The sequence below is a fragment of the Acidobacteriota bacterium genome (assembly GCA_016196065.1).
Classification (GTDB): Bacteria; Acidobacteriota; Terriglobia; order Terriglobales; family Acidobacteriaceae; genus Acidiflorens.
This window is the reverse complement of record JACPYL010000010.1, coordinates 1,223,239-1,237,849: the sequence shown is the minus strand read 5'-3', so window position 1 is coordinate 1,237,849 and position 14,611 is coordinate 1,223,239. Positions and strand designations below refer to the sequence as shown.

General features: G+C 56.4%; 10 protein-coding genes. 2 read left to right on the top strand and 8 right to left on the bottom strand.

The window, feature by feature from the left end:
* Positions 1-14: 14 nt before the first annotated feature.
* The 8 genes from HY010_08410 to HY010_08375 form a co-directional block, all read right to left on the bottom strand.
* The gene (locus tag HY010_08410; protein ID MBI3475741.1) at positions 15-926 is read right to left on the bottom strand and encodes a carbohydrate kinase; all 912 of its coding nucleotides are present in this window, start codon (positions 924-926) and stop codon (positions 15-17) included.
* Between the two features lie 27 nt (positions 927-953).
* Positions 954-2,132, bottom strand: a complete 1,179-nt coding sequence (locus HY010_08405; protein ID MBI3475740.1) for an esterase — start codon at positions 2,130-2,132, stop codon at positions 954-956.
* 21 nt (positions 2,133-2,153) lie between these two features.
* Positions 2,154-3,470: an SGNH/GDSL hydrolase family protein gene (locus HY010_08400; protein MBI3475739.1), complete on the bottom strand. Its 1,317-nt coding sequence runs from the start codon at positions 3,468-3,470 to the stop codon at positions 2,154-2,156.
* 16 nt (positions 3,471-3,486) lie between these two features.
* Positions 3,487-4,281 carry a Nif3-like dinuclear metal center hexameric protein gene (locus tag HY010_08395; GenBank protein ID MBI3475738.1) on the bottom strand — a complete coding sequence of 265 codons (795 nt, stop codon included), beginning with the start codon at positions 4,279-4,281 and terminating at the stop codon, positions 3,487-3,489.
* A 106-nt stretch (positions 4,282-4,387) separates the two neighbouring features.
* Entirely contained in the window at positions 4,388-5,251 is an 864-nt protein-coding gene (locus tag HY010_08390) for a Nif3-like dinuclear metal center hexameric protein (GenBank protein ID MBI3475737.1), read from the bottom strand.
* Positions 5,252-5,317: 66 nt separating this feature from the next.
* On the bottom strand, positions 5,318-6,415 hold the full coding sequence (locus tag HY010_08385) for an alpha/beta hydrolase fold domain-containing protein (GenBank protein MBI3475736.1): 1,098 nt from the start codon (positions 6,413-6,415) through the stop codon (positions 5,318-5,320).
* 89 nt (positions 6,416-6,504) lie between these two features.
* Entirely contained in the window at positions 6,505-10,074 is a 3,570-nt protein-coding gene (locus HY010_08380; protein ID MBI3475735.1) for a TonB-dependent receptor, read from the bottom strand.
* Positions 10,075-10,477: 403 nt separating this feature from the next.
* A complete protein-coding gene (locus HY010_08375; protein ID MBI3475734.1) occupies positions 10,478-11,584 on the bottom strand; it encodes a GntR family transcriptional regulator in 1,107 nt (368 codons plus the stop codon).
* A 219-nt stretch (positions 11,585-11,803) separates the two neighbouring features.
* Here HY010_08375 and HY010_08370 point away from each other — a divergent pair, with 219 nt between their 5' ends.
* Positions 11,804-13,309, top strand: a complete 1,506-nt coding sequence (locus HY010_08370) for a sucrose phosphorylase (GenBank protein ID MBI3475733.1) — start codon at positions 11,804-11,806, stop codon at positions 13,307-13,309.
* Positions 13,306-14,541, top strand: a complete 1,236-nt coding sequence (locus HY010_08365; protein MBI3475732.1) for an MFS transporter — start codon at positions 13,306-13,308, stop codon at positions 14,539-14,541. The genes HY010_08370 and HY010_08365 overlap by 4 nt, the downstream gene beginning before the upstream one ends.
* Positions 14,542-14,611 lie beyond the last annotated feature (70 nt).

Genomic DNA, 14,611 nt, shown 5'->3' with positions numbered 1-14,611 from the left:
CCCCCCTGCAATCTCTAGTGGAGGGCAGGCCCGGCAAGAATGTTCTGCAATTGCTCTGGACTGATGGGCGGAGTCGCGCCCCGCTGGGTTGCCACCCATGCCGCAAAACGGTTCGCGGCCTCACTCGTCTCCTTCAGGGAACGCCCTCTCCAGTAATGGTGCGCCAGGCAGGCAGTGAAGGCGTCTCCCGCGCCAATAGCATCCTCCACTTTCACGCGGAAACCCGCATGCTCAACGGTCTCGGCGTCCGAAACCAGCACGCTTCCGCGGTCTGCTCGCGTAATGCAAACCAACCGCAGGTCGAATTCCGCCAGAAGCCGTTCGGCAAGTGCCTGCTCGCCTCCATTGCCCAGCCCTAACAAAGACGCGACCCTTCCCACTTCTTCTTCGTTGAGTTTCACGATGTCGGCATGCTGGAACGACCGGCGGAGAACTTCGGTACTGTAGTAGGACTGGCGGAGATTTGCGTCGCATATGCGCAGACCGGTCTTGGGGACGTTTTTGAGAAAGCGCTCGATGGTAGAAGCCGACATCGGAAAACGCTGAGCGAGCGAACCAAAACAGACCACGTCGGCCCGGGCGGATAATTCTTCCCAGTCCGGTGACCATTGCAGCGAGTCCCAAGCGACACACTCCTTGATCAGGAACGTGGGCTGGCCACCCGGACCGATACTTACCACCGCGGTCCCGGTTGCGTTACTTTCATCCTGCTGAACGTAGTCTATGGTCAGGCCCAGTTGTTGCATGACCGTGCAGGCTTCACGGCCCAGATCGTCGCTGCCCACTCGGCTGGCCACGATTCCCTGGTCTCCAAGTACGTTGGTCATGTAAGCAAAATTCGCGGGTGCGCCACCCAACACTCTTCCTGTCGGTAAAATGTCCCACAAAACTTCGCCCACCCCAATCATCACTGCCGGTTTATTCATGGCCTTATCCAACATCGCGCCTGCTGCTTATTGAAAGAGCCGGGGCGCAAAATCGGCGAGATACTTGCGCCATACTGTCCAGACATGCGCACCGGAACTCGCGACCCAGACGTGTTTAATCCCAGCCTTCTCCAGAGCCTCGTGAGATTCCTTGACCGGCGCGTGTAGAAAATCCTCGTTGCCGATTCCGAGCCACAAGAGACGCAATTGCCGGTTTAGCTTTGCGGGATCCGCCATAATTCCGTCATAGTCTTTGTCCGTGTCGGTGATGGCGATGGCGGGACTAAAGGCGCCGAGAAATGCAAACTGGTCGAGATGGTTGAACCCGATGCGCAATGCCTGCGCACCCCCCATGGAAAGTCCCGCAAGCGCCCGGTGATCGCGGTCGGGAATGGTGCGGAAGCGTGAATCGATGAACGGGATCAGGTCTCGGGAAATGATCTGGTCCAGGGTTGCGTATCGTTCCTCCATGAAGAAACGCACCACGCCACGCGGTGGCGGAGGAGGATTTGTCCCCGGTCGAGGCGGAGGGGGCGGTTGAAAATTCACGCCTGTCAGTCCGTCCTCGTTGACAATGATCATCGGCCTGGCTTTGCCGGCCGCGATCAGGTTGTCAAGAATGAAATTCTCATGACCCTGGTCGCTCCAACCGGCTTCGTCTTCCCCGTAACCGTGTTGGAGGTATAACACTGGATAGCGCGCGGCGCTCCCGTCGTATCCCGGCGGCGTGTAGACGAAAATTCTTCTGGTTTCGCCTGTCGTTTTAGAGAAGTACCATTCGATTCGTACGTTGCCATGCGGAACATCTTTCACCGCAAAGAACTCTGATTCATCGCCCGGGACCTCAAGCCCGCTTACTTCCTTGCGTGCGGCAAAAAACGTCCGACTCCCGGGATCGTTGGCGATGAAACCATCGATCGAAATCCCATAGTAGTAAAAGCCAGGCGCCAGCGGCTTGGTGGTCGCCTCCCAAACCCCGTCCGGTCCCTTCACCATGTCATACACGGACTGGCCGAAACCCAATGACACCTGAAGTTTCTGCGCCTGTTCCCCTTGAACTCGGAAGGTAACGCTGGAATCGGCGTTGATCCGCGGAAAGTCCGCACCGGGGATATTGGTTGAGGCGGGATGGGATGGGGCGGTTTGTCCCCAGCATGCCGCAACCGTGAGAGCCAGTACGACGATGATCTTTCCGAATGTTGTCATAGTGCAAGTCCAGCCCAACCGTCACTTCTTCGCTTTCGACTTTTCGGCCCCTCTCAACCGGGCGAGGTCCACAGCGTCGGCCATCGCCTTGTAGCCAATCGCGCTGGGATGAAGGTGGTCTCCCGAGTGATAGCCTTCGCGAAATTGCGATGGATGGTTCGGATCACGAACGGCTGCGTCGAAGTCGAAGACACCATCAAATGCGCGACTGGTGAGAATCCAATGATTGACCGCTTGACGCGTGGCCTCTCCGTCTTCGCTGTAGTAGTCGGCGCCCTCGTAGGGCGTAAGCGTCGCGCCAAAGACACGGATTCCATGCTGATGAGCGCGGTCGATAATCTGCTTGAGTCCGACGATCAGGTCTTCGGCGCTCACCAGTTCGTGGACGAATGGCGGGTCCTTCAGCGTCTCGCCATTCGGCAGCCGTGGTTTCATATGTGGCCAGCCGATGTCGTTGATTCCCTCGAGCACGATCACGGCCGAAACTCCAGGTTGCGCCAGAACGTCGCGATCGAAACGTGCGAGGGCGCTGATTCCAGCGCCCTCATGCAGAATTCGGTTTCCCCCGATGCCAACGTTGACGACAGACAGCTTGGCGGATTTTTTTTCAAATTGCAGCCGCAGAGCCAATCTATCTGGCCAATCCTCGTACTCCCCTTGCTTGGCTCCGACTCCGTCTGTGATCGAATCTCCCAAGGTCACAACAGCAGTGGCTTGATCGGAGGTCCAGACTTCGACGTCGGCGAGCCAGTACCACGCCATCTGTGTCACCCGGTTCGGCATTTCGGCTTGCGCCGTTAAGTCACCGGGACCAGATACATAGGTTTCATGTTGTGCCCAAAAGTGGGTGCTGGAACCAGTAGCGCTGGCGGGCAGATAGATGCTTACCGCGATCTCTGTCAAGGCAGCAACCTTCAGATCAACCGGGTCACTCAACACCGGTGCTCCCGGAGGAATGGTGACAGAGGCCCTGCCCCCGAAGGTCAGCGCCCGATCAGACTCGGGCACGATTTTCGCCCCCTGTTGCACAAGAGCCACGTGCGCAGCGCCAATCGTTAGCGCCGCATTTCCGAATGCATTCGACAATCGAACCCGCAGGCGCCCCCCGCCGATTGTGGGTTTCACCACCATCCGGAGTGTTTGATTCTCGAACACCGGCGTTGGCGGTAATCCTGGGAATGCGAGTGGCGCGTGAATCGCAGTGCTCCAGGCGCTGACCCAGTATCCATCATGAGAGGGAGGCGTTTGCGCGCCAGCAACTGAGCTAACCAGCAGCCCAGCCAGCATGAGGACAATCATCATGAGTCGTGCTTTCACCACGTTTTCTCCACGTTTCACAGTCGTTCGATCCTCTCTATACCGGTATCCAGAACGGATCACCGGATGGAATGAACTTGATTGGCACCTCACTGACAAAAGCCTGCAGCCAGCGAGCGCACTCGTCCATGCCCGCTTCCTCTCCTCCCTCATGCGGGAGCTGGATGAGCGCTTTCTTCTCGCCGGCGGCGATCGCATCGCGGATGTATTCCGGGGCTTCCCATTCCCTCCCTTCGAACACGAGAAGAACATCGACCTTTGGCAACTGGGGCATGCACTGGAGAATGTAATGACCTCCGTTGCCAACACGAGTGACGCGCAGCTTTGGATCACCGACCAGGCGCATACTGCGGAGCTTCAACTTTTTTTGCATGTCCCGCGCTAACTCTTCAAAACTGGTCTCCGGGATCAAATACTGAATCGAGAATGGGTTGTCGCTTTTGACGTGGTAGTCTTCCCACCCCATCGATCGATTCCATCCGGCAAAGATGCCATCGCTCGGTCGCCGGGCGTGCCAGTGATCGTGGAACCGCCATACCACCATCTTGTGCTTCTCGATGAAATTCACCTTTTGCCGATAAAGTGAATCGTCCCTCAGATCGGAGACCACATCGGCGGCGCTCCAGAATGTGGGTTCGTGCGTGATCACGAAATTGTTTCCCGCCGCTGCCGACCGCTCCAGCAGATCCAGCGTTGACATGAAGGTTGTGGTAATTCCTGTGATCGGCGCATCCGGGTCGCCGATTTTGAATTCGTCCGCGGTGGGAGTCCTCCACGGCACTCCGACATTCTTTCGGATTCGGTCGACGACCTCACGAGCTGTCAGTGGCATCGGGGACGCTTGGCCGCGCATCAGTGATGGCCCGAGGAGTAGGCTGCTGCTAGCCAGCTGACAGAAACGCCGACGCGACAAAGTTGTCTGGTTCACGACTTCCCTTCTAAGACAGCACCCAAAATGGTTCCCCGGCGGGGATCCACTCGATTGGAACTTCACTGATAAAGCTCTTCAGCCACTCGGCCATCTCGCCACTGCCCGGCTCCTCAGAAGCTTGCTGCCCAATGAGAATCAGTCCTTTGACCTTCCCCGCCGTGACTAGGTCCGCAAAACATGGCACGGCCTCCCATTCGACCGCATCGCCTGCGATTACGACATCCAAACCTTGCTCGCGCAGCATTCGTTCGCTATCCGCCACCAAAAGCAAGCCGTGGGTGAGTGCGATGTTGCTGACGCTGGACGCTGCGTCACCGATGACACGAACCCCGTGAATCTTCAGCTTTATCTGGAGTTCCTGAGCCAGGCGCCCGAGCGAACGCTTTGGAAGCTGAAAACGAACGTTTCGTGGGTCGTACTCATCGAGGCTCTTGGCTGGAAAGTGGAACTTTTCCCAACTCAGGGCGCGAACCAATCCGCGAAGCTGGCCGTCGGAGCGACGCGCATCCCAGTTCTCGACGAGACGCATGATGACCAGGTTGTTCTGGGTGATGAAATCCTGCTTGGCGCGACAAACCGGATCGTTGTCGGTCATCTCCTTGGGAGGAGCAGGACTATTGCGCCAAAACAAAGGGGCCCGCTCGCCGCGGCTATAGAAAGGAGCCTCGCGGCAGATGACGGTGTTCTTATGGGAAGCGACCGCGCGCCGGAGAACTTCCAGGGTCGGGGTAAATGTGGTCACAATCCCGGTAACAGAGGTGTCGGCGCTTCCATGCAGAATGCCGTCTGAAAAGCCATCCGATCGCTGGCTCTGCCAGGGAACTCCTACGTTCTTCTGAATTCGCTCGAGTAAGACCTGACCAGTAAGCATGGGTAAAGCCGCAAACTTCCATCAGATATGAATGCGTCGCTGCATACAGCCTACGAAGCACCAACTTTACTTTCCGTCCAAATGACGATCAAAGAACTTGATGATCACATTCAATGCATCTTTCGACTCGGGCACATCCACGTTGTAGAAAAATCCGTGGAACAAGCCTTCCCAGACGTGGAGCTCGGTTTCCACTCCCGCCTTCACCAGTTGCTCATGGGAGTAAATCGCGCCACTCAGTTCAAACCCGCGCGTGCCGGTGATCATCAGCGTTGGCGGAAACTTGGCGAGAACTTCCAGTGAACTGACGGGGGAAACCAGAGGGTCCTTGGGATTGGTCCCGCTGAAATACCCCAGCGGCGGCCCGTCGGAGGGACGCGGTGGCATGGGCGGCGCGAGTCGCGCTTCGCCGAGCGGCCAGGCGGTGTACAGCGCGTCTCCGCCGAAAGCGCCCCCCGCACCAGCACAGAAGATTCCAATTGCCCCCGGCGCCGGAAGGTTGTGGGCCTGAAACCAGGCGACGGACATCGCGGTCTGCATTCCCCCAGCCGAGCAGCCGTATATACCGATGTTTTGCGGCTTGTGCGTCTTCAGAAGTTCTTGATATACGGCGGCAACGTCTTCGCTCGCAGCGGGAAATTTATTGTCCGGGCCTTGACGATAATCGACACTGACTACTTCAATCTGTCCCAAGGCCGAAATGGGAATCGATTCGAGTTCTGCGCAACCAGGCCAGCAGCCTGAAAAGCCGCCGCCGTGCAGATTGACCAGGACCCTATTCTTGTTCCTTGCTGAGACTCCAGACTTGGGCGTGTACACATACACATGCACGCCGCCGACTCTCTGGTCTTTCTTCTCGACTGCAAATAATTCGTAGTCGCGGGCCAGATATCCCTTCATGAAGCGAGGTACTCCAGCATCCTGTTTCAGGATTTCCGGATCCTGCATGTCTTTCAAATGCTGCGTGACGTATGCCTTTGCCTCCGCACTGAGAAATGGGGACATGGGCACGGTCTGAGCAGGAACTTCCACGGTGCCATCGGCGTGCACCACGACTTTGGATGGTTCCGAGGCGGGACGATCCTGACCAATGACTGGATTGGGGGAGAAGATGCCTAGAAGTGTTGAACACAGCAAGAGCAGGATGAGACGCTGGTTCGACATAATCGCGATCCCCTTACCATAAGCTTGAGTATGCTCGCGCTGATTAGAATGTGGGCACCGGCCATTGCTGGCCGGTGCCATAGAGATGATCAGAAGCCGAGCAGCAGACCGAACTGAATCGCACGCGGCGGGTTCACCTGCGAAAGCACAACACCGAAGTTCGGATTACCTATCTGCTCGTTTGGTGTGCCGAATCGCACATGGTTGAACGCATTGAAGAACTCCGCCGTAAATTGCAGGTAGACATTCTCGGTGATGTTGTTACGTTTTGAGATGGAAAAATCCCAGTTGTTGATGTGGTCCATGCGGACCGCGTCAAGGTTGCGGGGTTCGTTGCCGAACCTTACTTCGGCGCCCGCATCCACAGCCACAAAGCAATCCGTGTTAAACCAGCCAGTTGCCGCCCTGTGCTGACGAGAGCCCGACACTTTCAGGCTACAGCTTGGGTCCAGATCAGGACGCATCCATAGACCTTGGGCGCCGAAGTATCCCTGCCCCCCGCCAAAGTTGCTAAGGGCCGTACCGGGGAAGAACTGGTACACGCTCATGGGGACACCACTCCGGAAAGTGGTAATGCCGTTGACCCGCCATCCACCAATGATGCCGTTCAGCACGCCGGTTGCATCCCCCATAAAGCGCTTGTTGCGGCCGAAAGGTAAGTCAACCCCGTACCCAATGGACAGGTTGTGAGGAACGTCGTAAGAACTGATCGAATACTCTTTTTCCAGGTGGTTATTGTCCTGAGTCGAGCCTCCGAAGATGAAGCCTTCGTCCAGGAATGCACTGGAGCTATCCGTGTTGGACTTCAGTCGTGACCAGGTATAGGCCACGCTGAGAATGCCCTTGTCGCCAAAGCGCTTCTTGTAGGAGGTCTGTAGCGAATTGTAGTTGGATCTACCGCGGTGAGGATCCAGGAATAGAACTCGCCGGTATTGTGGGAACGGCAGCAACAACTGGCCTGTGGCAATCGTGGGTCCCGAGAACGGGCCACTCGTAATGATGCCAGCGAACGGATTTGGCACCTGTGCCTCTAAAGCCGTCGGCCCCATAGAAAAATACTGATCGGGTAGCTGGTTAAGATTGATATTCGATACGGTTGCCCACCCCTGCAGAAGGAGGTGGGTACCCTTCGAACCAGCGTAGGCCACCGTAATGGAGGAATCCTTGCCGACCTGCCGTTCGAATGCTGCGTTCCACTGCTGCACATATGGCATGGGGTCGCCCGGCACGCGCATGGCAAAGACGGGCAGTCCATAGAAGTCGTCCGGCGTCGCGTTCCGCCGCTTTGGCTGCGGGAGACCATCGGGAAACGGGTTGGCTACTGTGGAGAACGCATTGCCGGCACCCTGGGCTGCATTGATGGGCGAGAGATTGGGTCCATCCTGGCTAAGCGTAGCGGGCGGATAGGAGATCCCATACGCCCCGCGCAATACCGTTTTGTCGGTGAGCCGGTAAGCGAATCCGAGGCGCGGCGAAAACAGCTTCCAGTGCAGATTGTCTTCTCGTTGTGATTTCCAGGCCGGACTGTTCACCAGAGCCACATTCCCCATCACTTGTTGCGTCTGGCCGGTGACCGGATTATCGATAGTTCCGATCGGACTGGCTTGGTTGGGCAGGAACACGGTGTCATTATTACTGGCTTCCGAGAAGACGCTGGGCTGATCCCAGCGCAGACCGGCTGTGATGGTGAGTTTTCTGGTCGCCTGGAAGGTATCGTCGATGAAGAAACCGTAAGACGTGAAGTAGGCTCGGGAGCCGCCCACCATTCCAGACGCTACCTGTGAGCCTTGTCCCCCAAGAATGCCAAGCAGTGAGGAGGCCACAGCGGAGCCACCCGCGCCCTCGGAGTCCGCAGTAGCGTTCTGATCAAAGTTCAGCGAAAGTACCCCGTTTTGCGGGGCAGAAATCCACTGCACATGGCGACCGGCACCGCCAAACTTGAGCTGATGGCGGCCGATAATCTTAGTGAGAGTCCCCGACAATCCGATTACGTTCTGGGTCCAAAACAGCTGCGAACCAATGCCATTGCTGCCCGTGGTTCCAGAGTTATCGTTGAAGGCCATTGCGGGATAGTTCGCTGGTGCCAGCAGCTGGCTGGTCAGACTTGCCCAGCCGGGACCGAATTGGGAGAGGTCAACGCCCTCACTGTCGGGGAACTCATGTTGGAAAACCCGCAGAAAAGAAAGCCGCAAATCCAGAATCGTCGAGGAGTTGATGGCGTGAGTGTCCCCGAGGACAGCCGAATGAGTGTAGACACCCGTGTGACCCTGGCCCGACGTGTGGGTTCCCCAAGCATCATAGGCGTCACTATCTGCCTTCCAATAGGTGTAACGCGCAAACAGAGTGTTCTTGTCGGAGAAATGATGGTCAACACGGGCGTTGTATTGAGCGTTGATTCCTCCAGTGGCCATATTCGTAATGAAGTTGTTCGATACACCGGGCCGGTTGGGAGCAGGGTAAGATTTCGCAAACAGAGCCAGAGCGGACGAATCCAGCCTGTCTGGGCAGATTACGTTTAATACTCCATCACATTCGAATTGCGGGCTTCCATCCTGGCTGTGGTCATAAATAGCAGGGAGAGCGGGGTCCGAGAAGTCACCCGCCAACATGTCGGTTGTAGGCACTGTATTGGTAACGGGCGTTCCGGTCTTCAGCACTTGACGCTCGAACCCGAAGAAGAAGAATGTCTTGTCCTTCAGTATCGGCCCGCCGATCGTACCACCAAACTGATTCTGCCTGAGTGGAGGACGAGCAAGCGCGGTTCCACCCGGACCATTGTGGTTGTTGAAGTAGTCGTTCGCGTTCAAGACTTTGTTCCGCAGGTACTCGTATGCCGTCCCATGGAACTTGTTGGTTCCCGACTTCGTCGTGAGGTTAATGATTCCTCCCGCGTAGCTGCCATACTCGGCCGCAACATTGTTCGTCACGACGCGGAACTCTTGCACGACATCCTGGCTGGGAATCAGGGAATTCAAATTGCCGGCTGGCGCGTTGGACGCGACGCCATCGATGTAGAACGAGCTCTGGTTACCGAAGCCGCCACCGATCGCGTAGTTTCCGAAACCGATGGCATTGGTTCTAGCGCCACCTGCCTGATTGGAGACTGCGTTGCCGTACGTGCCACCTTGGGCGACGACACCTGGCACCAGCGTCAGCATGTTGTTTACGTTTCGTCCACTGAGAGGAATGCTCTCCACTTCTCGCAGTCCGACGGTTGTACCCAAGGACGCGCTGTCCGTCTGCAACGGCGGCGCCTCGGTGGTCACGACCACACTCTCGGTCACATTGCCGACCTGCAAGGTGGCGTCCACACGCGTAGTGACGTCCACCTGAACCTCGACGTTTTGCTGGGCAAAACGCTTGAAGCCAGCTTGCTCAACCTCGACCCGGTACAAACCCGCACTGACGTTGGCAAAGGCGTAGGTGCCGGCACTACTGGTCGGCATCGATCGATTCTCGTTCGTGCCGACATTGGTGAGGGTCACCTTCGCGCCTGAGATGGTTGCACCGGTGGGGTCGGAAACACTTCCGACTACGCCGCCGAACCTGACCTGGGCATTGGCCGGCAGACATGATCCCACGACTCCAGCGAGAACCAGAACACTCATCAGCCGCACAGCAACGGATCGCGGAGTCGAGAAACCTGCGACTCTGGACATGAAGGTCTTTGCGAAATGAAAGGAGCAGTTGGAAAACTTCGAGAAAGCGGCAGGGACAGCGGTCAGAGTCTTACGCATCTTGTTACCCCTCGACTTGGAAAGGCAAAATTGTTTTGAGCTCGCTGCCGGGCGCTAAAGTGAAGCTTCGCCACGCCCGAACACGAACGTCGCCTCAACTCGACTGGCGACAATCGGCGAGCAGTTAGGACGAACTAACTAGAAGCTTTGGCGTCTTGAGTTGTCAAGGCAAATTGCAGACAACTATAAAGAAGTTGTCTATACCATCGCGAGAGAACACACTTCCAGAAATGGTATTCCACGTATCCATGGAGAGAGACTGACGGGGTAACTGGCGGAAGTTTGGGTGGGCTTCGCGTCGCGCCGTACAACTAACTAATATCCGCTAGTGCCGACTACTTTTCTGTACCTGCATGCCGCACGATTTGCGCACGATCAGTTCGCAGCGGAGGAGCACATCTCGCGGCGGCAGATCAGGATTCGCAATTCTGTCGAGCATGACCGCTACCGCGATCCTTCCGATGTCACGGCAAGGCTGGTGCATGGTTGTGAGCGGCACCGGAAGCAGCCGCGCATATTTCACATCGTCAATCCCGACGATGCGAATGTCGTCAGGAATGCGCTGGCCGAGAGATAGCAACGTATGCATGAGATTTCCGGCTGTAAGGTCATTGGCGCACACGAAGGCATCCGGCCGATCTTTTTTCAGCAGGGACTTAATGAACTTCGGATCAGAAGCATCTCCGGTCCGGACCAGATCGCGAGCGGGCTTCCCCCCCTGCAACAGCAGAGCCTCCCGATAGCCCGCAATGCGAGCATCCACGGTCGGCGCCGAATTCGGGCGGGCGAAAAACATGATGCGTTTCGCCCCGGCCTTGAGCAGGTGGTCCGTGGCCAGGAAGGCTGTGCGCCGGTTATCAATCCCCACGAGGTCGTACTTGCTGCGTTGCGGATATGGCTCCAGACAGCGATCAAGGAGTACAACCGGAATCCGAGCTCGATCAAAAGCCGCAACGATCCTGTGGTTTGCCTGAAACCTGTTTGTACTGAACTCCACCGGAGCGAAGAATACTCCGGAAACCTTGCGCGAAATGTAGTGTTCGCAGAGTTGCTCTGCGGCCTGCTCTTTTTCGTGTTCCTGAGGCGATGCATTACCCCACAGCAAAGCGTGATGCATGGCCTCTTGCGCTTCCATCATGCCTTTGCAGATTGCCTCAAAGATTTCGGTCTGCCCAAGTTCGGGAATCAGCAGGCCAAAGACGTGGCTACCTCCCTTTGCATTGGAAGAGACGAACGTACCGGACCCCACACGCCGAGTGACCAGTCCCAACAGCTGCAATTCGTGCATGGCACGAAAAACAGTCATGCGGGAAGCACCGAAACGCCTCACCAATTCCGCTTCGCTTGGCAAACGTTTGCCCGACTTGTACCGGCCTGCCGCAATATCTTCCTGAAGTTTTTCGAGGATCTGGCGGTATTTGTGATGCGCCATCGTGGTCTCCCGGTGTTCAGCGAGCTGTCTGCGACCCGAACGACCGGCTCCTGAACACGACATCTTACTCCTGCGACAAGCTGAGTTACCATATACAACTTTGACGCTATAGACCGGCAAAATGCTTGACGGTGAAGTCGCGGCGCCTTAACTATTGTGGGTTGCGCGAAGCTCGGTTCTCCTTGCCCCGTGCGTCTCGAAGGCCAGAATGGCGCGATCGTGAAGAATCAAGTTCAACTTATCACGTACGTTGATCGACTCTGTGGCGACCTGAAACGGTTGCAATCCCTGTTGCAAGGTCGATTCCGCGGACTTTTCGGTGGAGTGCATCTTCTTCCTTTTTTTCACCCGATCGACGGTACAGACGCTGGATTCGACCCCGTGGATCACACCCAAGTGGATGCACGGCTAGGCGATTGGAAGGATGTGCGCACATTGAGCGAAGAGGCCGAGGTGATGGCGGACCTCATCGTCAATCACGTGTCGACGGCCTCGCCGCAATTCCAAGACTTCTCGCGTAAAGGCTTGAGTTCTCCGTTTGCAGGCATGTTTCTTACCTACGATCGGGTGTTCCCGACGGGTGCCCGCGAAGAAGAATTGCTGCGCATTTATCGCCCGCGCCCCGGGCTTCCCTTCACCAATGCCCTGCTGGACTCAGGAGAGCGCCGACTCTTGTGGACTACATTTACTCCTCAACAGGTCGACATCGATGTGCAACACCCGCAGGGCGAAGTATATCTGCAGACGATCCTCCGCACCTTTCAGGCTGCTGGCATACGCATGATTCGGCTGGACGCTGTAGGCTATGCAATCAAGAAGGCGGGAACAAGTTGTTTCATGATCCCGGAGACGTTTGGCTTCATTGCAACGCTTGCCTCTCAGGCTCACGACCTTGGGATGGAAGTCCTGGTGGAAATCCATAGTCACTATTCTCAACAACTTGAAATCGCACGACAAGTGGATTGGATTTATGACTTCGCACTTCCTCCGCTCATCCTGCATTCGCTGTTCGCGCGCGAGTGCAAGGCGCTGGGACATTGGCTCAGCGTCCGCCCGAAAAACTGCATTACCGTGCTCGACACTCACGACGGCATTGGAGTCATCGACGTCGGCGCCGGCGCATCCGGCGAGCCGGGCCTCCTCGAACCGGCAGAGATCGACAGCCTCGTTGAGACCATCCATTCCCGGAGCAAAGACCAGAGTCGGAAAGCCACCGGTGCGGCGGCAAATAACCTCGACCTGTATCAAGTGAATTGCACTTTCTACGACGCGTTAGGGCAGAGCGGGAACGAGTATCTCATCGCCCGAGCCGTGCAATTTTTTGTCCCCGGGATTCCGCAGGTCTATTACGTCGGACTTCTCGCCGGCACTAACGACATGGAACTCCTTGCCCGAACTCAAGTCGGCCGCGACATCAATCGCCACTATTACAACTCGACAGAACTCGAAGAATCGCTGCAATCGCCTACGGTGCGAAAGCTGATTGAGCTCATTCGCTTGCGCAACAGCCATCCTTCTTTTGCCGGAGCAGCAAACATTGAGACTCCATCCGATCAAGACCTGATAATCACATGGACGAACGATCGACACTGGACAAAGCTGGACGTGGATTTCGCAAAGGCGCACGCGGTGGTGACCTACTCTCGAGAGAGCCGTGAAGGTGACCAGCAGAGCGGACATTGGGAATCACGGGAAAACGTCAGCCCTACGAAGGTGATGCAATGAAGGATAACCCCAGTACAGTACAGAATTTGTCCGCAATCAAATGGCTCACATTCCTGATGTTTATGATGTTTGCAATGACGACGGATTCCGTCGGCGTCATTATTCCTGAGGTCATTAAAGAGTTTCACCTGAGCATGACCGTTGCAGGCGCGTTCCACTATGCTGCGATGTCAGGGATCGCGGTCGCGGCTTTCTTCCTTGGTTATTTGGCTGACAAGCTGGGACGAAAGAGAACAATTATTTTAGGTTTGGTTCTTTTTGCGCTGAACTCTTACCTGTTCGCCATTGGCAGGTCTTTCGTTTTCTTCATCGTCCTGCTCACGATTTCGGGCGCGGCAATCGGCATTTTCAAGACCGGGGCACTTGCCCTTATTGGCGATATCAGCACATCCACGACACAGCACACCGCAACCATGAATGCGGTGGAGGGCTTCTTTGCCGTTGGGGCTATCATCGGCCCCGCGATTGTGACCCACTTTCTCGCGGTTGGTATTTCGTGGAAGTGGCTGTACGTGATCGCGGGCAGCATTTGCGTGCTCCTGATTGTGATCAGTTCGTTGGTCCGCTACCCGCAAACCACAACAAGCACAGAAGGCGTTGACCTGCGGCGGACCGTGCTGATGATGAAGAACCCGTACGCTCTCGGATTTTCGGCAGCGATATTCCTGTATGTGGCGGTGGAAAGCGCAATTTATGTATGGATGCCGACACTACTCGGCGGTTACCACGGCCCGGCGGCCTGGATGGCGGCTTACGCGATCTCAATCTTCTTTGTTCTTCGCGCAGCGGGAAGATTTATTGGCTCATGGATGCTCGCGAGGTTGAACTGGGCTGCGGTTGTAACCGTGTTCAGCCTGGCCATATTTGTCTGTTTCGTGGTGAGCACAGTTGGCGGAATTGGCATCGCCGTATTCCTATTGCCCTTGTCCGGTTTGTTCATGTCTGTTCTTTATCCCACCATCAACTCCAAAGGCATAAGCTGTTTCCGCAAGTCAGAACACGGCGCGGTGGCGGGCGTGATTCTGTTCTTCACTTGTCTGTCGGCAGTGTTGGGACCACTTGCAATGGGTGCGATCAGCGACACCTTTGGCGATCCGAAATACGGATTTATACTCGCCACTGCTTTTGCGGCTGTCCTCTTCGTTGGACTGTTGCTCAATTGGATTTTCAATCCCGCGCGGTCACTTCTACAGAAACTCGATGCCACGGAATACCAGGCAGTTCGCGCTTAGGACATAACGCGCAGTCTCAGTGATAGTCGCCCGACTCGAACCCCTCCTTGAAGCTCGGCGGCCTTTTCAG